This window comes from Aminobacter aganoensis (assembly GCF_014206975.1).
Lineage (GTDB): Bacteria > Pseudomonadota > Alphaproteobacteria > Rhizobiales > Rhizobiaceae > Aminobacter > Aminobacter aganoensis.
In genome coordinates, this window is sequence record NZ_JACHOU010000004.1 from 166,303 (window position 1) to 187,603 (window position 21,301).

Annotated in this window: 21 protein-coding genes and 1 tRNA gene; 6 read left to right on the forward strand and 16 right to left on the reverse strand. The window is 64.6% G+C overall.

Annotation, left to right across the window (positions count from 1 at the left end; genetic code table 11):
• Positions 1-134: 134 nt before the first annotated feature.
• From gpt to GGR00_RS11630, 3 genes are all read right to left on the reverse strand, one after another.
• Positions 135-632, reverse strand: coding sequence for a xanthine phosphoribosyltransferase (gene gpt, locus GGR00_RS11620; protein ID WP_055970685.1), 498 nt, complete (start codon positions 630-632; stop codon positions 135-137).
• Between the two features lie 116 nt (positions 633-748).
• Positions 749-1,588, reverse strand: coding sequence for a universal stress protein (locus GGR00_RS11625; RefSeq protein ID WP_184699513.1), 840 nt, complete (start codon positions 1,586-1,588; stop codon positions 749-751).
• A gap of 103 nt (positions 1,589-1,691) precedes the next feature.
• Positions 1,692-2,432, reverse strand: coding sequence for a competence/damage-inducible protein A (locus GGR00_RS11630; RefSeq protein ID WP_184699514.1), 741 nt, complete (start codon positions 2,430-2,432; stop codon positions 1,692-1,694).
• Positions 2,433-2,617: 185 nt separating this feature from the next.
• Here GGR00_RS11630 and wrbA point away from each other — a divergent pair, with 185 nt between their 5' ends.
• Both wrbA and GGR00_RS11640 read left to right on the forward strand, forming a co-directional pair.
• On the forward strand, positions 2,618-3,247 hold the full coding sequence (gene wrbA / locus GGR00_RS11635) for an NAD(P)H:quinone oxidoreductase type IV (protein WP_055970688.1): 630 nt from the start codon (positions 2,618-2,620) through the stop codon (positions 3,245-3,247).
• A 121-nt stretch (positions 3,248-3,368) separates the two neighbouring features.
• A complete protein-coding gene (locus GGR00_RS11640) occupies positions 3,369-4,361 on the forward strand; it encodes an alpha/beta fold hydrolase (RefSeq protein WP_184699515.1) in 993 nt (330 codons plus the stop codon).
• Between the two features lie 39 nt (positions 4,362-4,400).
• On the opposite strand, the gene GGR00_RS11645 is transcribed toward GGR00_RS11640, so the two are convergent.
• The 3 genes from GGR00_RS11645 to GGR00_RS11655 all read right to left on the reverse strand — a co-directional run bounded on the left by GGR00_RS11645 (position 4,401) and on the right by GGR00_RS11655 (position 5,377).
• Positions 4,401-4,640: a DUF2188 domain-containing protein gene (locus tag GGR00_RS11645; protein WP_055970690.1), complete on the reverse strand. Its 240-nt coding sequence runs from the start codon at positions 4,638-4,640 to the stop codon at positions 4,401-4,403.
• On the reverse strand, positions 4,640-4,912 hold the full coding sequence (locus GGR00_RS11650; RefSeq protein ID WP_184699516.1) for a DUF982 domain-containing protein: 273 nt from the start codon (positions 4,910-4,912) through the stop codon (positions 4,640-4,642). The genes GGR00_RS11645 and GGR00_RS11650 overlap by 1 nt, the downstream gene beginning before the upstream one ends.
• Before the next feature lie 380 nt (positions 4,913-5,292).
• Positions 5,293-5,377, reverse strand: a tRNA-Leu gene (locus GGR00_RS11655).
• 256 nt (positions 5,378-5,633) lie between these two features.
• Between GGR00_RS11655 and GGR00_RS11660 the strand changes: the two genes are divergently transcribed.
• A complete protein-coding gene (locus GGR00_RS11660; RefSeq protein ID WP_055970692.1) occupies positions 5,634-5,990 on the forward strand; it encodes a cupin domain-containing protein in 357 nt (118 codons plus the stop codon).
• Positions 5,991-6,042: 52 nt separating this feature from the next.
• Here GGR00_RS11660 and GGR00_RS11665 read toward each other — a convergent pair whose 3' ends face one another.
• From GGR00_RS11665 to GGR00_RS11695, 7 genes are all read right to left on the reverse strand, one after another.
• Positions 6,043-6,243 (reverse strand): hypothetical protein, encoded by a 201-nt coding sequence (locus tag GGR00_RS11665; protein ID WP_156381097.1) that lies wholly within the window; start codon positions 6,241-6,243, stop codon positions 6,043-6,045.
• Positions 6,244-6,404: 161 nt separating this feature from the next.
• Positions 6,405-7,253: an alpha/beta fold hydrolase gene (locus tag GGR00_RS11670; protein WP_055970693.1), complete on the reverse strand. Its 849-nt coding sequence runs from the start codon at positions 7,251-7,253 to the stop codon at positions 6,405-6,407.
• A gap of 106 nt (positions 7,254-7,359) precedes the next feature.
• The gene (locus GGR00_RS11675) at positions 7,360-8,868 is read right to left on the reverse strand and encodes a tripartite tricarboxylate transporter permease (RefSeq protein WP_055970694.1); all 1,509 of its coding nucleotides are present in this window, start codon (positions 8,866-8,868) and stop codon (positions 7,360-7,362) included.
• A gap of 10 nt (positions 8,869-8,878) precedes the next feature.
• Positions 8,879-9,340 carry a tripartite tricarboxylate transporter TctB family protein gene (locus tag GGR00_RS11680; protein ID WP_055970695.1) on the reverse strand — a complete coding sequence of 154 codons (462 nt, stop codon included), beginning with the start codon at positions 9,338-9,340 and terminating at the stop codon, positions 8,879-8,881.
• A 194-nt stretch (positions 9,341-9,534) separates the two neighbouring features.
• Entirely contained in the window at positions 9,535-10,512 is a 978-nt protein-coding gene (locus GGR00_RS11685) for a tripartite tricarboxylate transporter substrate-binding protein (protein WP_055970696.1), read from the reverse strand.
• A gap of 218 nt (positions 10,513-10,730) precedes the next feature.
• A complete protein-coding gene (locus GGR00_RS11690; protein WP_055970697.1) occupies positions 10,731-12,092 on the reverse strand; it encodes a sigma-54-dependent transcriptional regulator in 1,362 nt (453 codons plus the stop codon).
• A complete protein-coding gene (locus tag GGR00_RS11695) occupies positions 12,089-13,933 on the reverse strand; it encodes a sensor histidine kinase (protein WP_082496384.1) in 1,845 nt (614 codons plus the stop codon). Before GGR00_RS11695 ends, GGR00_RS11690 begins: the two co-directional genes overlap by 4 nt.
• Before the next feature lie 122 nt (positions 13,934-14,055).
• On the opposite strand from GGR00_RS11695, the gene ade reads away from it, so the two are divergent.
• Complete coding sequence (gene ade, locus GGR00_RS11700; protein ID WP_055970698.1) at positions 14,056-15,867, forward strand: adenine deaminase; 1,812 nt, start codon at positions 14,056-14,058, stop codon at positions 15,865-15,867.
• Positions 15,868-16,011: 144 nt separating this feature from the next.
• On the opposite strand, the gene GGR00_RS11705 is transcribed toward ade, so the two are convergent.
• Together GGR00_RS11705 and GGR00_RS11710 are read right to left on the reverse strand one after the other, a co-directional pair.
• Positions 16,012-17,094 carry an alpha/beta hydrolase gene (locus GGR00_RS11705; RefSeq protein ID WP_055970699.1) on the reverse strand — a complete coding sequence of 361 codons (1,083 nt, stop codon included), beginning with the start codon at positions 17,092-17,094 and terminating at the stop codon, positions 16,012-16,014.
• A gap of 181 nt (positions 17,095-17,275) precedes the next feature.
• Positions 17,276-18,733 (reverse strand): TrkH family potassium uptake protein, encoded by a 1,458-nt coding sequence (locus GGR00_RS11710; protein WP_055970700.1) that lies wholly within the window; start codon positions 18,731-18,733, stop codon positions 17,276-17,278.
• A gap of 153 nt (positions 18,734-18,886) precedes the next feature.
• On the opposite strand from GGR00_RS11710, the gene ilvA reads away from it, so the two are divergent.
• Both ilvA and GGR00_RS11720 read left to right on the forward strand, forming a co-directional pair.
• Positions 18,887-20,143 carry a threonine ammonia-lyase IlvA gene (ilvA, locus tag GGR00_RS11715; RefSeq protein ID WP_055970701.1) on the forward strand — a complete coding sequence of 419 codons (1,257 nt, stop codon included), beginning with the start codon at positions 18,887-18,889 and terminating at the stop codon, positions 20,141-20,143.
• Positions 20,140-20,679 (forward strand): DUF1697 domain-containing protein, encoded by a 540-nt coding sequence (locus tag GGR00_RS11720; RefSeq protein WP_055970702.1) that lies wholly within the window; start codon positions 20,140-20,142, stop codon positions 20,677-20,679. The genes ilvA and GGR00_RS11720 overlap by 4 nt, the downstream gene beginning before the upstream one ends.
• 4 nt (positions 20,680-20,683) lie before the next feature.
• Here GGR00_RS11720 and gloA read toward each other — a convergent pair whose 3' ends face one another.
• Positions 20,684-21,124, reverse strand: coding sequence for a lactoylglutathione lyase (gene gloA / locus GGR00_RS11725; RefSeq protein ID WP_184699517.1), 441 nt, complete (start codon positions 21,122-21,124; stop codon positions 20,684-20,686).
• Positions 21,125-21,301: the final 177 nt, after the last annotated feature.

Here is a 21,301-nt window from a genome sequence, read left to right on the forward strand (position 1 = left end):
CCCAGAAGCAGACTCAGTTGCCGTGTTACGAATTGTACGGTTAATCCTCCGTAACAAAAGTAAATAGATTGATAATGAAAACGCCCGGCGCGGGGGCCGGGCGCTCAACAGGTCGAGTCGGTTGGAGGCTGCGATCAGCCCATGTGATCTTCGGCGATCGGCTTCTGGTAGGTGAAGCCGAGGTCCCAGGGGAAATAGATCCAGGTGTCCTGCGACACTTCGGTGACGAAGGTGTCGACCAGCGGCCGGCCCTTGGGCTTGGCGTAGACCGTGGCGAAATGCGCCTTCGGCATCATGGCGCGCACGATGGCTGCGGTCTTGCCGGTGTCGGTGAGGTCGTCGACGATCAGCACGTTTTCGCCTTCGCCTTCGAGCAGCGACGGCGTGATCTCCTTCAGCACCTGCAACTGACCCTGCGAGGTGTAGTCGTGGTAGGAGGCGATGCAGATCGTCTCGATCAGGCGAATGCCGAGTTCGCGCGAAATGATGGCGGCAGGAACCAGGCCGCCGCGGGTGATGCAGACGATCGCCTTCCACTGCGGATTGACGCCGGCGAGGCGCCAGGCGAGCGCGCGCGCATCGCGGTGGAACTGATCCCAGGATACGGGAAAGGCTTTTTCGGGAAGGGACATTCGACGCGCACTCCGGCTCGGCGCGCCAACTGGCGCGAGAATAGGGGAATGCAGGCGGAATTAGCCGGAAAGCCCCGCTCTTGGCAAGGGCGGGGCTGCACAGTCGTGCGGTAATCTTACCGCGACAGCAAGATCGCCGTGTCGCCGGATTGCAGGACGCTGCGCGTGACCCCGCCAAACAGGAATTCGCGCAGCCACGAATGGCTGTAGGCGCCCATCACCAGCAGGTCGGCGCCGGTCTGCACGACCTTGTTGTGGATGACGGCGTCGATGGTGTGGCCGCGTGACGCCTCGATGCTGACCGAAACCTTGGCGCCGTGGCGGGCGAAGGCAGAGGCGATTTCCGCGCCGGCGGCGTCGATGCTCTGGGCTGCCGTCTCGATGGGGTCGACGACCAGGATTTCGGTCTGGTCAGCCTCTAGGATGAAGGGCAGGGCGTCGAATGCGGCACGCGCCGCTTCGCGGCTGCCGTTCCAGGCCACCAGGACGCGCCGGAAGGTCGAGATCAATGGCGCCGAATGCGGCACCACCAGCACCGGCCGGCCCGCCTCGTAGATCAGGGAATCGATGTCTGCGGCAACCGAGTCCTTGGCCTCGGGCGTGCTCTGCGCGACGATGACCAGATCGGCGCAGCGCGCGCTTTCGACCCCCGAAAGGGCGCTGTCGCCCGAAAAACTCTCGAAGCTGCGCCACTCGAACGAGACACCGGCAGTTTCGATCCGGCCGAGGAACGCCTTCTGAACCTTTTCGGCGCGCTCCTTGCAGAGATCGGAATTGGCCTGGATGAACTCGGTGTCGGGAAAACCGACGGCCGTGGTGTAGGGCATGGCCAGCGCTTCGGCATGAACCCCGATGAGATGGCTTTCATGCCGGTCGGCAAACGGAATGGCCACGTCGAGGACGCGGGCGGCGTCGCGCTCGCTCTGGATGATGGCAACGATTGTCTTGAACGGCATGGCACCCTCCTTTGCACGGGCAGAAATCTGCTCAGCAAAGAAACACTATCATGCCGGTACTTGTTCCAATGTGACTTGGATCAAGTGTTCGGCATCAAGTCGTTCAGGCCGCTTTTGCTATGCCCTCAAGCATGGCCTCGATGGCATCGCGGGCGTGAAGCATCGCTTCCTCGGAGCGCGAGCGGACGACGAGCTCGGTCCAGAATTTGCCGTCGAGATATTTCGGGTAAGAGCCGATGATGGTGTCGGGGTGCGCCTTCTGGATCTCGCCGAGCGGGCCGCCGATCGTGCCTTCGCCATAGGGGCACTGAACCGTGGTCGACAGAAGCTTTGCCCCGGTCTTGAGCGTCGGCATGACGTTGTCGAGCATGGCCTGGAAGATCGAGGGCACGCCGGCCATGACATGGACGTTGCCGATGCGAAAGCCGGGCGCCACCGAGACCGGGTTCTCGATCAGCGCGGCGCCGCGCGGCATGCGCGCCATGCGCTTGCGCGCTTCGGAGAATTCCAGGCCGCGCGAGGCATAGTTGGCCTCCAGCAGGGCATAGGCGCGGGGCTCGTATTCGCACGGCAGGCCAAAGGCCCTGGAGATCGAGTCGGCGGTGATGTCGTCATGCGTCGGGCCGATGCCGCCTGTCGTGAAGACATAATCGTAGCGCGCGCGCACGGCATTGACGGCCGCGACGATCTCGTCCTCGTCGTCAGCTACGATGCGGACTTCCCGCAGGTCGATGCCGACTGCCGTCATCATGTCGGCGAGATGGCCGATGTTCTTGTCCTTGGTGCGGCCGGACAAGATCTCGTCGCCGATGACGACCATTGCTGCGGTGACGATGTCGGCCATTTCAGGGGCTCCTTTTGGACCGATCTCAGATACAGCCGCTCGCGCAAGCGGGCAATAGTCGCCATTTTGTGAACGATGCGTCACGCATTGGCCTGCTTTCATTGAACGGGCTTTGCATTACATCTCTCCCCAGACGCCAACCCAAGTGGCGCCGCGAGATTTTCCCGAGATTTTGGAGCGATGAAATGGCTAAGATTCTTGTTCTCTATTATTCGAGCTGGGGCCACATGGAGCAGATGGCCAAGGCCGCTGCCGAAGGCGCGCGTGCTGCCGGCGCCGACGTGACCATCAAGCGCGTTCCCGAACTGGTTCCCGAGGCCGTGGCCAAGGCTGCCTACTACAAGCTCGACCAGGAAGCCGCGATCGCCGATCCGCTCGAACTGGCCGACTATGACGGCATCATCATCGGCACCGCTACCCGCTACGGCACCATGGCCTCGCAGATGAAGAACTTCCTCGACCAGACCGGCCCGCTCTGGGCCAAGGGCGCGCTGCTCGACAAGGTCGGCTCGGTGATGGTTTCGACCGCGACCCAGCATGGCGGCGCGGAACTCGCGCTGATCAACGCCCAGATCCACCTGCAGCACCACGGCATGGTCATCGTGCCGCTGTCCTATGCCTACCAGGGCCAGATGGGCAACGACGTGGTCCGTGGCGGCGCGCCTTACGGCATGACCACCACCTCCGATGGCGACGGCTCGCGCCAGCCTTCGGCGCAGGAGCTCGAAGGCGCCCACTTCCAGGGCAAGCGCGTGGCCGAGATCGCCATCCGCCTGCACGGCAAGGGCTCGAATGCTGTCAAGGAAGTTGCCTAACAGCTTCGAATTGCACTGATTTTTGTGAACGGGCGGTTGCAAGGCCGCCCGTTTTGCATGTCACGGGCTTGAGCCTGCCTCGCGCGCCGCTAAGTTGCGGGCATTGCCTGCAGGAGGTTCGATGGCGACCGTGACGACGATTTTCGGCTGGATCGCCAGCCTCGCCTTCCTGGCGGTGGCCCTTGTCGGTGGCTATTTCGTGCTGGCGACGCGCAAGATCTCCACCCAGGCCGCGCGCGCAGTGCCGGCTATCGGCAAGTTTCTGCCGCTTGGCGCTCACCGCATCCATTATGTCGAGCAGGGCGAGGGCAGGCCGATCCTGTTCGTCCACGGGCTCGGCGCCCAGCTGCACCACTTCCGCCAGCCGCTGTTTCCGGAACTGGCCGGTTTCCGGCTGATCGCGCTCGACCGGCCGGGTTCGGGTTACTCCTCGCGTCCTAGCGGATTTTCGGGCCGCCTGACCGAGCAGGCCGCGCTGATCGCGCGCTTCATCGCCGAACTCGGGCTGGAGCAGCCACTGGTCGTCGGCCATTCGCTCGGCGGTGCCGTGGCACTGGCACTGGCGGAGAACCACTCCGAGTCAGTTTCCGGACTGGTGCTGCTGTCACCGCTGACGCATCTCGAAGATGAGCTGCGGCCTGAATTCAGGTCGCTCTACATCAAGTCGGCACTGCGGCGCCGGATCATTGCCGAGACCGTGGCGATACCGGCGAGCCTGAAATATGCGTCGCAGACGCTGGCCTTCCTGTTTTCGCCGCAGGCGGCGCCAAAGGACTACGGCACGGCAGGCGGTGGTTTTGCCGGGCTCAGGCCGAGCCATTTCTACGCCACGTCGGCCGACATGGTGGCGATCGAGAGCGATCTCGGCGCGGTCGAGGCCAGATATGCCGAACTGAAGCTGCCCGTCGGCGTGATGTTCGGCACCGCCGACCGCGTGCTCGACCACCGGCTTCATGGCGCGCCGCTGGCCGAGCGCATCGACAACCTCGAACTCGACCTGGTCGAGGGCATGGGGCACATGCCGCAATTCGTCGAGCCGAAGCGGGTCGCGGGGCTGATCCGGCGCATCGCGGCCAAGGCGTTTGCCGCTCCGGTCGACAAAGCTACGGGATAGTGCTGCTCATTGGGGGCACGCCAGCGATGGTGCTGGCAGCTAGTCGGAAACCTCGGTGTCCGGCCTGTCGTCGCCCTTGGCGAGCTCGTCATGCCAGCGGCCGTCCCGGTCCTCGTACTGGATGCCGTCCGTGGAGCCGGCGACACGCTGCTCTGCCGCCGCCGTCTCTGCGGCGCGGAGGGCGTGTTCGTGCGTCGGGAAGGTTTCCGAAAAGGTGTCGCCGACCTTGTAGGCCCAGCCACCGTCGTGCTGGACGACTTCATAGACGAGCTTTGCCATTATTGTTCCTCGCTGCATGACGATGCCGCTATCGGCACCTCTGCTTCCATCGCCACCTCGACGAAGGCCCGCCGCGCATCCTCGGACGGGCGTTGCCCCTCGAGCACCTTCAGGCATGTCAGGACGGCGTTGCGGTGACGCGGGCCCCGGCTCAGCGGCCAGGCAGTCACCAGGCATTCGGCCGCGTCGCGCGCACCCGTGATGTGGCGGTAGTTTCCGGCGCGGCCGAGTTCAACGACGATCGGGCGCGCAAAGGATGTCGAGGCGGCCATGCCGGCTCAAACGTTGGCCATCGCATTTGGTTGCATGCCGCGTTGCGGCTTGTGGCTCTGCCGGCGATTTAGGCTGTCAGAGCGGCACGATCGCCAGTATCACCCAGGCGCCGCAGATGGCGGCTGCAAGGCCGAAACAGGCGTTACGATGCTTTTCCCAAAAGTATGGTGCGCGTTCCCAATTGTAGTGCATTACGCAACTCCCCACTCACTCCCACCCGGTGAAGTTGTATTTCAGTGTGAAATATTCTGCAATTTTTCGGTGTGGTGTTGACGTTACGAAAGCACGTGGCCGTGGCAATTATGTCACGGAACCTCGGCTGCCAGTCGCGCCGGCGCCGGATGCACGCCTGGAAAGGTGAAATTGCGGGGCATTTTGCTGGTGCGGACGGCGGGGATCGAACCCGCATAGCCTAGGCTGAGGGATTTTAAGTCCCTTGCGTCTACCAGTTCCGCCACGTCCGCTTGCTAGTCGTTTCAACTACTTAGGCGATTTCGTCAACTGGCGTTGTGCGGGCCCGAAAATCGGTTGTGCAAATCGCGGTCCGTTGTCATTCGCAGCAGCCGGAGGGAACACTCACTCAACTGAAGATCAGCTTGGCCGTTTCAGTGGTCGAGCGGGAAAAAAATCCGGCAAAAATTTAGTATCAGGAAACTAAGTTGCCTCTTGTTGATCTGTCGGCTATTCAGAACTGTCTGATTAGAACGGGAGACCTTTACCATGACACGCAAGACTGTCCTGAAGTTCGGCAAAGTGGAAAATGCCGATGCCAATGATCTGCCGGGTTGGGTGGTGGTCGAAGGAAAGCCGACGATGAAGACCGCCGTCCAGCACAAGACCCAGGACGGCAAGGTCCTGTCGGGAACATGGCAGGCGACCCCAGGCACCTACCATGCCAGCTACACGGACTATGAGTTCGTCCACATGATCTCGGGCCGCATCATTATCACGCCGGACGGCGGCGAGCCGGTCGAGGTCGGTCCGGGCGACGCATTCGTCGTCGAAGCGGATTTCAAGGGCACCTGGAAGATCATCGAGCCGGTGACGAAGCACTTCGTGGTCACCGTCGGATCGTAACGACGCGCAGTCGCGAGCCGGGCGATCTTGCAAGCCCGGCAAGCGCTTGCGGTTATTTTGTATCGTTGAAATCGAGCGGCGGCGATTGCGTCGCCGCTTTTGTTTTCGGCGCCTTGCGGGCCGGTTTCCTGGTGGCTTTTGGCGCGGCGGCTTCCCCTGCTTCCTGCGCTGCCAAAGGGGCTGACGGTGCTGCCTTGGCAGGCGCAGGTTTCGCCGCGACCGGGGCCGCCTTTGCCGTGAACTTGATTGCCATGCTGGATATCCGCCGTTGCCTGGCCGCGCGAGTCGGCGGCTTCGGCTCTCCATACACCATTTGACGGCCTGGGGGCGGGAAGCGCGCTGGTGATGCCGACGCACGGCAGCAAGCCGCACGCTGCTGGTGCGTGAGACTTGCCGGCGAGCCGTGCGGAAATCCTATTTCTGGTCGATGAAGGCCAGCACCGACTTGTTGTACTCGTCAGGCGCCTGCAGCATGGCGAAATGGCTGGCATCCGGCAGGATGATCAGCTTGGCGCCGGGTATGGCGGATGCCATGTCGTCGGTGTGCTGGCGCTTGATCGCCTCGTCATGATCGCCGGTGACAATGGCCGTTGGCACGGTGATCTTGCCGAGTTGTTCCTTGGTCCAGTTGGGCTGCGTTTTCCACATCTCGCTGATCTGCGCGACGAATGCGTCGTACTGGTCCGGCGTCTTCGACAAGCGGCGATAGTCATTGCCGGAGCGCTCGATATAGGCGCCGAAGGTCTTGTTGGTTTCGACGCCTGGGTCGACACCGTCGGTGGTGACGTTTGCCGCGTGGGCATAGAGCCTGGTCAGTCGTTCCGGGTGCTTCATGGCGATGTCGAGGCCGATGATGCCGCCGTCGCTCCAGCCAACGAGTGCCGTCTTGTCGATCTTGAGGTGGTCGAGCAGGGCCAGATAGTCGGAGGCCATCAGTTCGTAGCCGAAGGGTTGGGCGTCGCGTGTCGAGCGGCCATGGCCGCGGCTGTCGGCGACGATCACCTTGTGGCTCTTGGCAAGTTCCGCGACCTGGCTCGACCAGATGTCGGCATGGCCGAGGCCGCCATGGATGAGCAGGACTGGATCGCCGGCGCCATACACGGCGTAGTACATCTCGATGCCGTTGACCTTGGCATAGCCGCTTTCGTCGGCCTTTGGCATCGGAGCCGGGTCCGGCAAGGCCAGCCATCGTTCTTCTGCGCCGGCAGGCCAGGCTGACAGGGCGAAAAAGGCAACAATCAATGCAGACCACAAAGTACGCATCACCGCCTCCGTTGGACGAGCGCGCCAAGTCACTGCCTTTGCTCCGAAAAAGTCAACGGGCGGAAAGTCCGCCCGTTGTTCTTTCGCGAAAGTATGCGTGGAGCGCCTATTCCTCTTCGACGAAGACTTCGTCGCGCTTCTTGCGCACCGCCGGCAACAGCACGACGATCAGCACGGCGGCTGCGAGCGCCAGCAGGATGGCGCTGATCGGGCGGGTGACGAAGGTGGTCGGATCGCCACGCGACAGGATCATGGCGCGGCGCAGGTTCTCCTCAAGCAGCGGGCCGAGCACGAAGCCGAGCAGCAGTGGCGCGGGCTCGCAGCGCAGCTTGACCAGCGCGTAGCCGATCAGGCCGAAGAAGGCGACGGCATAGAGGTCGAAGACGTTGGAGTTGACGCTGTAGACGCCGATGGCACAGAACGCCATGATGATCGGGAACAGCACGTAGTAGGGCACGGTCAGAAGCTTCACCCACAGCCCGATCAGCGGCAGGTTGAGCACGATCAGCATCAAATTGCCGATCCACATCGAGGCGATGATGCCCCAGAACAGCGCCGGCTGTTCGGTCGCGACGTTGGGGCCGGGCACGATGCCCTGGATGATCATCGCGCCGATCATCAGCGCCATGACCGGGTTGGCCGGGATGCCGAGCGTCAGCATCGGGATGAACGACGTTTGCGCACCGGCATTGTTGGCCGATTCCGGACCGGCAACACCGGCGACTGCACCCTTGCCGAACTCTTCGGGGTGCTTGGAAACGCGCTTTTCCACGGTGTAGGAGGCGAAGGCCGCGAGGATCGCGCCGCCGCCCGGCAGGATGCCCAGCGCCGAGCCGATGGCCGTGCCGCGCAGGATGGGCGCTGCCATTTCGCGGAAATCCTGGCGCGTCGGCATCAGGCCCGAGACCTTGGCCATCAGCACTTCGCGGGTCTTTTCGCTTTCGAGGTTGCGCAGGATTTCGGCGACGCCGAAGACGCCGACCGCGACCGCGACGAAGTTGAGCCCGTCGGCATATTCGCGGATGCCGAGCGTGAAGCGCGGCGTGCCGGTGTAGATGTCGGTGCCGACGAGGCCGAGCAGCAGGCCCAGAACCACCATGGCCAGGGCCTTGATGACCGAGCCATGGGCGAGTGCGATCGACGATACGAGGCCGACGACCATCAGCGAGAAATATTCGGCCGCTCCGAACTGCAGGGCGATGGCCGTCAGCGGCGGGGCGAAGATCGCGACGAGGAAGGTCGAGACCGTGCCGGCGAAGAAGGAGCCGATGGCCGCGATGGCAAGTGCTGCCCCGGCGCGGCCCTTTCGGGCCATCTGGTAGCCGTCGATGGCGGTCACTGCGGACGAGGATTCGCCCGGCATGTTGATCAGGATGGCGGTGGTCGAACCGCCATATTGCGCGCCGTAGTAGATGCCGGCGAGCATGATCAGCGACGAGACCGGATCGCCGATCTGGAAGGTGATCGGCAACAGCATGGCGATCGTTGCCGTGGCGCCGATGCCGGGCAGCACGCCGATGAGCGTCCCGAGCAGCACGCCGATCAGGCAGAAGCCGAGATTGTAAAGCGTCGAGGCGGTCGAGAAGCCGAGCGCGAGATTGTCGAAGAGTTCCATCTCATCCCCCTCAGAACGGCAGCCAGGGGCCGAAGCGCTGGAACGGCAGGCCGAGCGCGTAGCTGAATACGACGACCGAAAACAGCGTCACGCCGGCGGCAAGCAGCACGGCGGCGAGCGGCTTCATCCGGGTCGAGGCGAAGGCGGCGATCAGGCAGGTGAGGAAGATCGACGGCACGAAGCCGAGGCCGCGTACGGTGAGGCCGAAGAAGACCGGCGCCGGCAGGATGAAGGCCATGCCGCGCCAGGCGATCGGGCCGATCGGCTCGCCGGCGACGCGGGTGGCCTGGACGACGACGATGAGCCCGAGCAGGATCAGCACCAGCGCGAGCACGAGCGGGAAGTAGCCCGGTCCCATGCGGAAGGTGGTGCCGAGCTCGAGGCCCAGCGCCTGGATGGCGAAGAAGGCACCGGTGGCGACGAAAATCGCACCGCAGGCGCCGTTGGTGGGATCGATGGAAAGCTTGTTCATGGTTGCCCTCTCTGGGGATCCATCAGGAAGCGCCCCCACGGTTGGCCGCTTTGCGGCCACTTTCTCCCACTTGAGGAGAAGAGGAAGGCGCCTGCGCCGACAGTCTCCTCTCCCAACGGGGAGAGGCGGCCGAGCGTAGCGGAGGCCGGGTGAGGGGCCGGGTCTCTCAACCCAGCCCCGTTGGACCCTTCAGCTTAGTCGGCGAACTGGCCGGCGGCCTCGATGATCGGCTTCCAGCGCGCGATCTCGCCTTCGAGCTTTGCCTTCAGCGCTGCCGGGGTGGCGTCGGCATCCGACGACGGCGCAGTGCCGAGCTCGGCGAAGCGGGCAACGACGTTCGGATCCTTGAGCGCCTTCTGCAGCGACTGCGACAGGCGCTCGGTCACTTCGGCAGGGGTGCCCTTGGGGGCGTAGACGCCGTGCCAGATGCCGACTTCCATGCCGTCGAGACCGCCTTCCTTGGTGGTGGGAACATCCTTCAGGACGTCGAGGCGGGCAGGCGAGGTCACGGCATAGGCCTTGATCGTGCCGGCCTGGATCTGCTTGGTGGTGTTGGTGGTCTGGTCGCACATGATGTCGACCTGGCCGCCGAGCAGGTCGGTCATGGCCGGGCCGGTGCCCTTGTAGGGAACGGTGACCAGCGGCGTGCCGATGGCGCTCATGAACAACATGCCGCACAGGTGCGAGGCAGCACCGATGCCGGCATTGGCGACGGTGACGGTGTCCTTGTTGGCCTTGGCATATTCGACCAGGCCCTTGAGGTCGGTCGGCGCCAGATCCTTCTTGGCGACGATGGTCATCGGCACCTCGGTGACCAGGCCGACATATTCGAAGGCGTTCAGCGTGTCATAGGCGAGCTTGCGGTAAAGCGTGGCGCTGGTGGCCATGCCGATGTGGTGGAGCAGCAGCGTGTAGCCATCCGGATCGGCCGAAGCGACGCGGCCGGCACCGAGCGTGCCACCAGCACCGCCGACGTTTTCGACGATGACCTGCTGGCCGAGATCCTTGGACATCGATTCGGCGACAAGGCGCGTCACCGTATCGGTCGGGCCGCCGGCCGAGAACGGCACAACGACGGTGATGGTGCGTTCGGGATAGGTCTGCGCATTGGCGGCGAGCGGGAACACGGCAAGGGTTGCGGCGGCCGTGAGCGAGGCGAGCAGTCTCTTCATGAAATCCTCCCGGGATATTTTCTGGTCTGTGGTTCCACCCGCGCCTGGTGCCTCCCTGCGCCGGCGGTGGATGGGCAATTAGGACCGCTGGCGCGGACGCACTGCAATGCATGCAGTGGATTCCAGCCGGCAATAATCATCAAACATCGTGCGAATGGGTGGAAAGGGTAACAATCGCTGCGCTTACGTGTGTGCGTTTCCACACATCGGAAGCGCGTTCACTCGTCCAGACCATCCGCAGCGCCCAGGCGATTCTTGTCGAGGCCGTAGCGTTGCATCTTTTCGTAGAGCGTCTTGCGCGAGATTCCGAGCTGCTCGTAGACCGGCTTGAGGCTGCCGCCATGGGCGGTCAGCGCGGCCGAGATCGCGTTCTTCTCGAAGTCGGCAACACGGTCGGCAAGGCGGTCGCCGTTGCCATTGGCCTCGGCCGGGCCGTCGGGCAGCTGCAGCCCGAGGCCGAGCACGAAGCGGTCGGCGGCGTTGCGCAGTTCGCGCACATTGCCCGGCCAGTCGCGCCGGGCGACTTCGGCGATGGCCCGGGGCGGCACGTCGACGTCGTCGCGGCGGTAGCGCGCCGCTGCCTCGCGCGCCAATTGCAGGAACAACAGCGGCACGTCCTCGCGCCGCGACGACAATGCCGGCATGCGCAGCGTCACCACGTTGAGCCGGTAGAGCAGGTCGGCGCGGAAGCGGCCGGCAGCGACCTCGGCGTCGAGGTCGACCTTGCTGGTGGCGATGAAGCGGACGTCGAGCGCGATCGGCTCGTTTGAGCCGAGGCGGGTGATGACGCGCTCCTGGATGACGCGCAGCAGCTTGACCTGGAGGTCGGCGGGCATCGAGCCGATCTCGTCGAGAAGCACCGTCCCGCCGCGGGCGTGCTCGAATTTGCCGAAGCGCGGGCGCAGCGCGCCGGGAAAGGCGCCGGCCTCGTGGCCGAACAGTTCGCTCTCGATCAGCGTTTCGGGCAGCGCGGCGCAATTGATGGCGACGAACGGCTTCGTCGCCCGGGCACTGATGTCGTGCAGGGCGCGTGCGGTCACCTCCTTGCCGGTGCCGGTGTCGCCGATGATCAGCACGTCGGCGTCGGTGGCGGCAATGGCGCGGAGCCTGTAGCGCAGGTCGACCATGGCCTGGCTGCGCCCCGGCAGGCGCGCCTCGATGTCGTCGCGCTTTCCCGCCACTGCGCGCAACTCGCGGTTTTCCAGCACGAGGCTGCGCCTGTCGATGGCGCGCGCCGCCATCTCTGTGAGGTGCTGGGTGACGAAGGGCTTTTCCAGAAAATCATAAGCGCCTTCGCGCATGGCGCGCACGGCGAGCTGCACGTCGCCGTGGCCGGTGACCAGTATGACCGGGATGTCGGCGTCGATCTCGCGGATGCGGCCCATCAGCGTCATGCCGTCCATGGCCGGCATGCGCACGTCGGTGATGACGACGCCGTTGAACCCTTGCGTGATGAAGTCGAGCGCGCGTTCGGCCGACGAGACGTCCTGGACGGTGAAGCCGGCGAGGTCGAGCGACTGGGCCGTCGAGCGGCGCAACTCGTCCTCGTCGTCGACCAGCAGGACGATGGGCGGTTTCATTCGGCTGCCTCACGCACCGCAGCGCGTGCCGCGTCGAGCTCGATGGTGAACAAGGCGCCCCCCTCAGGATGATTCAAAACCGCAAGGGTTCCGCCGAAGTCTTTGACTATATTGTAGGAAATGGAAAGTCCCAGTCCGAGGCCCTTGCCCACGCCCTTGGTCGAGAAGAACGGGTCGAAGATGCGTTCGGCAATCGCTGCCGGCACGCCGGGCCCGTGGTCGCGGATGGTGATGGCGACCCTTGAGCCCTTGCGCCGCGCGGCAAGCTCGATGCGCCGGTCGGCAAGGCCTTCGATGGCATCGGCGGCGTTGGTGATGATGTTGACCAGCACCTGCTGCAGCCGGACGGAGCCGGCCTTGACGGCGAGCGGCGCCGGTCCGAGATCCACCGTCAGCGCCGCATCGGCGGCCTTGAGGCGCCAGGCCACGATCTCGCCGGTGTCGCGCACCACCTCGTCGAGCGCGACCGGGCCGAGCTTCTGGTTGGGCTTGCGGGCGAAATTCCTGAGGTGCCGGCTGATCGAGGCCATCCGGTCGGCGAGGCTCGAAATGCGCGAGACATTGTCGCGGGCCTCGTCGATGCGCGCGCGGTCGATCAGCGTGGCGGCATTGTCGGCGTAGGTTTTCACCGCCGCCAGCGGCTGGTTGAACTCGTGCGAAAGGGCCGCCGACATCTGGCCGAGCGCGGCGAGCTTACCGGCCTGGATCAGGTCGGCTTGCGTCTGCCTGAGCTGCTGTTCGGCGGTGCGGCGCTCGGCGACTTCCGTCTCCAGCCGGCTGTTGACCTGGGCGAGGTCGGCGGTGCGTTCCTCGACCCGTCGTTCGAGCTCGACTTGGGCGCTTTGCTGGAGCTGCATGCGCTCGGCGAGGCGGGCGCGGCGCTGCAGGATGATGGCGCCACCCAGGCCCGCGAGGCTGAGCGCGAGCAGCGCCGAGACCACGGCCGTCAGCGCCTGCGCATGGGCGGAGGCGGTGTCGGCCAGCACGCGCACTGTCCAGCGCGCCTCGGGCATTTCCTCGGCCAGTTCGAGGAATTCACGCGACTTGCCGTCCTCGGTGATGCGAAGGAGGGCACGGCCGTCTTCGGCCGTATTTCGTGCCACCGGCAGGTCGCGCAGCATGGCATCGGCATAGCGGCGCGACGCCTCGGTTCGGGCGCGCCGCTCGTCGGTCAGCGGATTGAGGCTGGCATAGAGCCAGTTGGGCCGCCCGCTCATGAAGATGATGCCTTCGGGGTCGGTGACGATGATCTCGTGGTCGCCGCCCTTCCACGACGCCTCGATGGCGTCGATGTCGACCTTGAAGACCACGACGCCGCGGATCTCCATGCCGATGCGGACAGGCGAGGAGAAATAGTAGCCGCGCTTGAGGGAGGTGGTGCCGAGCGCGAAGAAACGCCCGAGATTGCCGCGAATGGCATCCTGGTAGTAGGGCCGGTAGGAGAAGTTCTCACCGACGAAGCTGAGCGGCAGGTCGTAGTTGCTCGCCGCGATCGTCTCGCCTCCGGGGATCAACACATAGATGTCAGAGGACTTGAGTAGCGCGTTGATTTCCTTGAGGTAATCGTTGGCGCGCGCGCGCAGGACGGGGTTGTCGGGGTCGCTGACCAGCTCCTTGATGTCGTCGTGGTCGGCGATCAGTTCGGGCAATGGCTCGAAGCGGTTCATCTGGCCGGACAGCGCCGCCACCGCCAGGCGCAGCGTGGTCTCGCCGCGCGACGCCGCTTCGTCGAGGTAGATCCGGTTGGCGAAGGCGCCGCCGAAAAACACGATCGCCGCCGCCAGCACCGCCGCGGCGAGTCCCGGCCACAACCAGCGGCGTGATTTGAGAAATGGCGGCATCGAAGCTGACCGGACCTGTTTGGCGTGACGAGTATAGCGGGCGGGCGTGGCCAAACAACCAAGGCCCTGTTTTCCGCCGTGGCTTTCGTTACAGTCGGGCAAAGCAGTCAGGAATCCCAGCAATGCCCAACAAATCCGCCTTCGCCAAGCCGCGCCCCTGGACCGAGACCGCTCCGGTGCTGGTCGACGTCGCCATGGGCCGTCTGCCGGCCGATCTCGTCATCCGCAACGGCCGCTGGGTGAATGTGCATTCGGGCGAGATCATTGCCGGCACCGACATTGCCATCGTCGCCGGCCGCTTCGCCTATTGCGGACCCAACGCCAGCCACGCCATCGGCCAGGGCACCAAGGTGGTCGATGCCGGCGGCCGCTATCTGGTGCCCGGCCTGTGCGACGCGCACATGCATGTCGAAAGCGGCATGGTGACGGTGACCGAGTTCTGCCGCGCGGTGATCCCGCACGGCACGACCTCGATGTTCATCGACCCGCACGAGATCGCCAACGTGCTCGGCCTGCCGGGCGTCAGGCTGATGCATGACGAGGCACTCGCCATGCCGATCAACGTGCATGTGCAGATGCCGTCCTGCGTGCCGTCCGCACCGGGGCTGGAGAATGCGGGTGCTGCGCTGACTGTCGCGGACGTTGCCGAGGCGATGACCTGGGAGAACATCATCGGCCTGGGCGAGGTGATGAACTTCCCTGGCGTTGCCGCCAACAACCCGGTCATGTCGGGCGAGATCGCCGAGACGGTCAAGGCTGGCAAGACGGTCGGCGGCCACTATGCCTCGCGTGACCTCGGTCTGGCGTTCCACGGCTACGTCGCCGGCGGCCCCGAGGACGACCACGAAGGCACGCGCGCCGAGGACGCGATTGCCCGCGTCCGCCAGGGCATGAAGGCGATGCTGCGGCTGGGCTCGGCCTGGTATGATGTCGCCAGCCAGATCAAGGCCGTGACCGAGATGGGCATCGACCCGCGCAGCTTCATCCTGTGCACCGACGACAGCCATTCCGGCACGCTGGTGCATGAGGGGCACATGGACCGCGTCGTGCGCCACGCCATCCAGCAGGGGCTGAAGCCGGTGACGGCAATCCAGATGGCGACGATCAACACCGCCCAGCATTTCCGCCTCGAGCGCGAGATGGGCTCGATCACGCCGGGCCGGCTCGCCGACCTGCTGATCGTCTCCGACCTCGCCGAAGTCAAGATCGACGAGGTCTATGCCCGCGGCGTGCGTGTCGCCAGGGCCGGCAAGCTGGAGATCGACATTCCCGCCTACGCCTACCCGGCCGAGGCCAAGAAGACGGTCAAGCTGGGCAAGAAGCTCGGGGCCGCCGATTTCGACATCAAGGCACCGGAAGGCGCCAACGAGGTGCGCGTGCGTGTCATCGGCGTGATCGAGAACCAGGCGCCGACGCGTGCGCTGGAGGCCGACCTCGCCGTCGAGGACGGGCTGGTAGCCATGGACCGCCGCAACGACGTCTGCCAGATCGCGCTCGTCGAGCGCCACCGCGCCACCGGGCAGGTGACCAACGCCTTCGTTTCCGGCTTCGGCTACATGAAGGACTGCGCGCTGGCTTCGACGGTTGCCCATGACAGCCACCACATGATCGTTGTCGGCACCAACAAGGCCGACATGGCTTTGGCCGCCAACCGGCTCGGGCAGGTCGGCGGCGGCGTGGTGCTGTTCTCGGAGGGCAAGGAACTGGCGCTGGTCGAAATGCCTATCGCCGGCCTGATGTCGGACGAACGCGCCGAGATCGTCGCCGCCAAGGCCGACAGGCTGGTCCAGGCGATGCGCGACATGGGCTGCAGCCTCAACAACGCCTACATGCAGCACTCGCTGCTGGCGCTGGTGGTGATCCCCGAGTTGCGTATCTCGGATGTCGGGCTGGTCGACGTCACGACCTTCGAGAAGGTCGATCTGTTCATCTGAGCGGGGCTTCAGAATTTCCTTCCCCTTGTGGGGAGTGGCAAAGGGTGGGGGCGAGTTGCCTGCACCCGATGTGATGTTCTGAGCTCGCGAGGCACCCCCGCCCTTACCCTCCCCACAGGGGAAAGGAGACGTCGGCGAAGCGTGCTACTGCAGCCCGCCGCCCAGCATGTTGATGCGGTCGGTGACCTCGCGGTCGCTGGCAAAGCCGTCGTCGGCGCGCAGGCGCTGGCCGAGCAGCTTCACCATTTGCGGGTTGTCGGCGAACTTGGTGTGGTTGAAGCTGTCGCCGCCCTTGGCGTCGGACAGGTCGACGACGATGACGCCATATTCGGCGAGGTCGGCGGCATTCTTGTAGTCGCCGAGGCGCGGCTTGGAGCCAGCGATCAGCCCCGACAGCTTGAGTGCGCGGTCGTCGCCAGAGGTCATCAGGAAAAACGGCTTGGTCGGCTTGCCGTAGCGGCGCATCTGGGCCTTGAACACGTCGACGTCGATGTCGGGCGAGGCCAGCACCACGTCGCCGAGCTTGCCGCCGAGGTCGCGGTCGCCGGTCAAAGCCAGCTGGCGCAGCGCTTCCATGGTGACCCAGGTGCCCATCGAATGCGCGACGATGTCGATGCGGCGCGCGCCCGACTGAGCAAGCATTCGCAGCGTCACTTCCAGCTGGTCGCGGGCCGCCGCGGCACTTTCCTTGTCGTAGACATAGTCGGTCGTGCTGCCGCCCGAAGCCCAGGAGAACAGCACCGGCGTGCCGGTATAGCCAGAGTCGTGCGCGATCTGCGTGGCGCGGTAGACGCCGGCGTCGAACGAGGTGTTGTAGCCATGCACGAACAGCATGGCGCGGCCGCCGCGGGCGGCGATGTCGGCGCTCAGCGCCTTGGAGAATTCCGGCTGCGTCTCGTAGCCGACGGCGTCGGTGGCGGTGAAGTATTTGGTCGGGTCGGCATCCTTGCCGCTCTTGCGGCGCTCGATCTGGCCGACCTGGTGGATCTTCGGCACGGTGACGTTGACGCGTGCGAAGTTGAGCGTCGCCGAGCGGCCGCGATCGAACACCTGCTTGTCGTCGCTCGCGCGTTCGCGCGTCGATGCGACGAAGATCGCATGGTTGCCGGCGATCTCCGAAACCGGGACGTTGACGACAGCGCCCGTCAAAAGCTCGCCGGACGGCTGGTTGATGCAACCGGACAGAAACAGGGCGGCAAGGGCTATGCAGAACTTCGACGGTGACACTTTTGATGATCTCTCTGACGGGCAAGGCGTGCAGCGTGCCTTCCTCGGGACCGCCTGATAGTGGCGGAAGTAAGTCGGGTCCAGTCGAAAAGGACCGCCCGGGGGGAAGTCGCTCGCCGACTGTTGCCCGATTGCCGAAATTGTGGCGGAAACAAGGGCTTCCGCATTCCAGTTCACGGATCTAGCGACCCCAGAAAGTCGGCGTGAAGATGACCAGCACGGCGAGGATTTCGAGACGCCCGAGCAGCATCGCCGCCGAGCAGATCCACTTGGCAGTGTCGGGCAGCGACGAGAAATTGCCGACCGGGCCGATGATCGGGCCGAGGCCCGGTCCGACATTGGTGAGCGAGGTCAGCGAGCCGGTGACCGCGGTGATGAAATCGAGCCCTGTGGCGCTGAGCAGCACGATGGTGATGGCCCACAGCACCATGAACGAGGCGATGAACAGCACCACCGCACTTTGCATCTCGGGGGGCACGGTTCGGTCGCCGTAGCGCACGGGGATTACCGTGTTGGGGTAGATCAGGCGGCGCAAGCCGTTGGACAGGAGTTCGAACAGGACAAGGAAGCGATAGGCCTTGATGCCGCCGGTGGTCGAGCCGGAGCAGCCGCCGAGGAAGGTGGCGACGAAGATGCAGCCGATGGCGAATGGCCCCCACAGGCTGTAGTCGTCGCTGGCAAATCCCGCCGTGGTGATGATCGACATCAGGTTGAAAGTCGAATGGGTCAGCGCCGTGAAGAACGGCATGCCCATGTTGATGCGCAGGTAGATTGCGACCGCCACGGCGAAGACGATGCAATAGCCGGCATAGACCCGGATCTGCGGATCGCGCAGCGCATCGAGACGGCCGCGCACCGCAAACAGGATCATGATCGAGAAGGGCAGGCCGCCGATGAACATGAAGACGATGCCGGTCCACAGGATCGCGGGATTGTCGGCATAACGCACGAACGAGGTGTCGTGGGTCGAGAAGCCGCCGGTCGCCACCGTCGACATGGCATGGTTGATGGCGTGGAAGCCGTCCATGCCGGCGGCCACGTAGGAGATGGTGCAGGCGACAACCAGCACCGTGTAGATGCCGATCAGGCTGACAGTGAAGGTCTGGAAGCGTTCGAACGGCCGGTCCTCGATGTCGGAGGATTCGATCTTGAAGTAGGACACGCCGCCGATGTTGAGGAACGGCAGCAGGAATAGGCCGAGCGCGATGACGCCGAGGCCACCCATGAAGCTCAGCAGCGAGCGCCAGATGAGGACGCCGGGCGGAGCGCTGTCCAGGCCGTTGATCACGGTCGAGCCGGTGGTGGTGACCCCCGAGACAGACTCGAAGAACGCATCGGTGACGCTGAGATCCAGCGACGAGGTCATGAACGGCACCGCGCCGGCGATCGCCAGCGTGATCCAGAGGAAATTGACCAGCAGGAAGCCGAAGCGGGTGTTGGCAGGCGGGGTGCGTCCCTGCGTGGCGAGTGCGACCGCCAGCGCCAAGCCTCCCATGAACATGGCAGTGAAGGCGAAGGACTGCCAGTCGTCATTGTCGTAATAGAGGTCGACGGCTGCCGGGATCAGCATTGCGACGGACAGGTAGATGGCAAAGACCGCCGCAATGTGGATCGCGGCGCGGACGGCTATTCTGTTCACCGAGACGTGTCCCCAAATGTATCGCGGCGAGCCAATGAGCCGGTTCGAACCTGACGGCAGGAGCCGAACTGTGGCTTCGCCGTGCCGAATATGCAATAGCGCATCGAGACGGGCCACAGCATTTGCCCCGCGTGTTTCAGGAGTGCCGTTGCCATGACCAGTTTTGCCGAAAAGGTTTCGCTGGCGGCGGAGGGGGTGAGGCAGCTCTTTCCAGAAACGCCGCTGCAGGAGAACGACTATCTATCGCGCAAGACTGGCGCGCGCGTGCTGCTCAAGCGCGAAGACCTGACGCCGGTCCGCTCCTACAAGATTCGCGGCGCGCTCAACTTCTTCCGCAAGGCGCTTGCCGCCGGCAACCAGGCCGAGCTGTTTGTCTGCGCCTCGGCCGGCAATCACGCCCAGGGTTTTGCCTTCGTCTGCCGCCACTTCGGCAAGAAGGGCGTGGTGTTCATGCCGGTGACGACGCCGCAGCAGAAGATCGACAAGACCAAGCTGTTCGGCGGCGAATTCGTCGAGATCAGGCTGGTCGGCGATTTCTTCGACGAGTGCTATCGCGCCGCGATCGAGTTTGCCGAGGGTTCGGGCGGCCACATGGTGCCGCCCTTCGACCACAAGGACATCATCGAGGGGCAGGCGACGGTGGCGCTCGAGATTGCTGCCCAGATGCCTGGCGGCAAGCTTCCCGACATCGTGCTGCTGCCGGTCGGCGGCGGCGGATTGTCGGCGGGGGTGACGCGCTATTTCGCCGAGACCGGCGCTGCGCCGCGCTTCGTCTTCTGCGAGCCGGCGGGTGCGCCAAGCCTGCGCGACAGCCTCGCCACCGGCAAGCGGGTGAAGCTGGCCAAGGTCGACAATTTCGTCGATGGCGCAGCCGTCGCCGAAATCGGGCGCGAACCTCTGCGCCTGCTCAAGGAATTCCCCGCCGAGGCGGTCAAGCTGGTGCCGGAGAACCGGCTCTGCGCGACGATGATCGAGATGCTCAATGTCGAGGGTGTGGTTCTCGAGCCGGCGGGCGCCCTGGCGATCGACGTGCTCAAGGATTTTTCGAAGAAGGAACTGAAGGGAAAGACCGTTGTGGCGGTGGTCTCGGGCGGCAATTTCGATTTCGAGCGCCTGCCCGACGTCAAGGAGCGCGCACTGCGCTTCGAGGGGCTGAAGAAATACTTCATCATCCGCTTTCCCCAGCGCCCCGGCGCCCTGCGCGACTTTCTCGAGATCATGGGGCCCCAAGACGACATCACCCGCTTCGAATATCTCAAGAAGTCCGCGCGCAACTTCGGCTCGGTGCTGATCGGCATCGAGACCAAGGACCGGCGCAATTTCGACCTGCTGCGAGCGCGCTTCGACGTCGAGGGCGTGCAGTATCAGGACATCACCGACAACGAGACCCTCGGCGGCTTCATCATATGAGCGTGTTCGTTGCGCTGTTTTCCGGCATCAATGTCGGCGGCAACCGCATCGTCAGGATGGCCGAGCTGAAGGCGTTCTTCGAGGAGCTCGGCTTCACCGGTGTCGCGACCTATATTCAGAGCGGCAACGTCGTCTTCAAGGCCGGCGATCGCGCTGCGGCCGGATTGACCGCGCAACTGGAAAAGGCCTTCGAGGAGCGCTGGGGCTTTCGTTCCCGCCTCATGGTGCGCGATGCCGCCTGGTATGAGCGGTTGGTGGCGGAAAACCCGTATCCGGAGGCGGCGCAAGACCACACCAAACTGCACGCCTATGCGCTGGAGCGCGCGCCGACGCCTGAGGAAATTGCGCCGCTGGCCGAGCGCTGCACCGGGCCGGAGCGCTTCCTGGTCAAGGGAGACGTGCTTTACCTGCACGCCCCTGACGGGCTCGGAAAGTCGAAGTTTGCCGAAGTCCTGCCGCGGGTGCTCAAGGTGCCGGGCACGGCGCGCAACTGGCGCACCGTGCTGACCTTGCTCGACATGGTCGGAAAGGCCTGAACCTCTACCAGAAACCGGTGTTCGGCATCGACAGCCACGGCTCTGCCGGAGTCTGCCGCTCGCCCTTCTGCAGCAGTTCGATGGAGATGCCGTCGGGCGACTTGATGAAGGCCATGTTGCCGTCGCGCGGCGGGCGGTTGATGGTGACGCCCTTGTTCATCAGGTCCTGGCAGGTGGCGTAGATGTCGTCGACTTCGTAGGCGAGATGGCCGAAGTTGCGGCCGCCCTGATAGTCTTCCGGATCCCAGTTGTAGGTGAGCTCCAGCAGCGGCGCCTGGCGGGAGGCGCCGGCGCTTTCGTCATCGGATCCGGCGAGGAAGATCAGCGTATAGCGGCCCTTCTCGTTGGTGGAGCGTCGGATCTCCTTCATGCCGAACTTGTTGCAGTAGAAGTCCAGCGAGGCGTCGATGTCTTTGACGCGGACCATGGTGTGCAGATAGCGCATCTCGGTTCCTCAGAAGTTCAGGGGATGTCGGGCCGATACATAGGGCGGGTGCTGCGCACTCGGCAACCGCCGCGGCAACTTTTCCGCGGAACTGGCGCGAAGCTTGTGTCTATCTGGTGGGCAAGTCGAAAAAGGGCAGAACGGCCCTTGCGTAAGTCCAAAGTGAAAGTGTTAATC

Coding starts and splice junctions, on each gene's coding strand:
- gpt (WP_055970685.1), bottom strand. CDS start 632: ATGTCCCTTCCCGAAAAAGCCTTTCCCGTATCCTGGGATCAGTTCCAC.
- GGR00_RS11625 (WP_184699513.1), bottom strand. CDS start 1,588: ATGCCGTTCAAGACAATCGTTGCCATCATCCAGAGCGAGCGCGACGCC.
- GGR00_RS11630 (WP_184699514.1), bottom strand. CDS start 2,432: ATGGCCGACATCGTCACCGCAGCAATGGTCGTCATCGGCGACGAGATC.
- wrbA (WP_055970688.1), top strand. CDS start 2,618: ATGGCTAAGATTCTTGTTCTCTATTATTCGAGCTGGGGCCACATGGAG.
- GGR00_RS11640 (WP_184699515.1), top strand. CDS start 3,369: ATGGCGACCGTGACGACGATTTTCGGCTGGATCGCCAGCCTCGCCTTC.
- GGR00_RS11645 (WP_055970690.1), bottom strand. CDS start 4,640: ATGGCAAAGCTCGTCTATGAAGTCGTCCAGCACGACGGTGGCTGGGCC.
- GGR00_RS11650 (WP_184699516.1), bottom strand. CDS start 4,912: ATGGCCGCCTCGACATCCTTTGCGCGCCCGATCGTCGTTGAACTCGGC.
- GGR00_RS11660 (WP_055970692.1), top strand. CDS start 5,634: ATGACACGCAAGACTGTCCTGAAGTTCGGCAAAGTGGAAAATGCCGAT.
- GGR00_RS11665 (WP_156381097.1), bottom strand. CDS start 6,243: ATGGCAATCAAGTTCACGGCAAAGGCGGCCCCGGTCGCGGCGAAACCT.
- GGR00_RS11670 (WP_055970693.1), bottom strand. CDS start 7,253: ATGCGTACTTTGTGGTCTGCATTGATTGTTGCCTTTTTCGCCCTGTCA.
- GGR00_RS11675 (WP_055970694.1), bottom strand. CDS start 8,868: ATGGAACTCTTCGACAATCTCGCGCTCGGCTTCTCGACCGCCTCGACG.
- GGR00_RS11680 (WP_055970695.1), bottom strand. CDS start 9,340: ATGAACAAGCTTTCCATCGATCCCACCAACGGCGCCTGCGGTGCGATT.
- GGR00_RS11685 (WP_055970696.1), bottom strand. CDS start 10,512: ATGAAGAGACTGCTCGCCTCGCTCACGGCCGCCGCAACCCTTGCCGTG.
- GGR00_RS11690 (WP_055970697.1), bottom strand. CDS start 12,092: ATGAAACCGCCCATCGTCCTGCTGGTCGACGACGAGGACGAGTTGCGC.
- GGR00_RS11695 (WP_082496384.1), bottom strand. CDS start 13,933: ATGCCGCCATTTCTCAAATCACGCCGCTGGTTGTGGCCGGGACTCGCC.
- ade (WP_055970698.1), top strand. CDS start 14,056: ATGCCCAACAAATCCGCCTTCGCCAAGCCGCGCCCCTGGACCGAGACC.
- ilvA (WP_055970701.1), top strand. CDS start 18,887: ATGACCAGTTTTGCCGAAAAGGTTTCGCTGGCGGCGGAGGGGGTGAGG.
- GGR00_RS11720 (WP_055970702.1), top strand. CDS start 20,140: ATGAGCGTGTTCGTTGCGCTGTTTTCCGGCATCAATGTCGGCGGCAAC.
- gloA (WP_184699517.1), bottom strand. CDS start 21,124: ATGCGCTATCTGCACACCATGGTCCGCGTCAAAGACATCGACGCCTCG.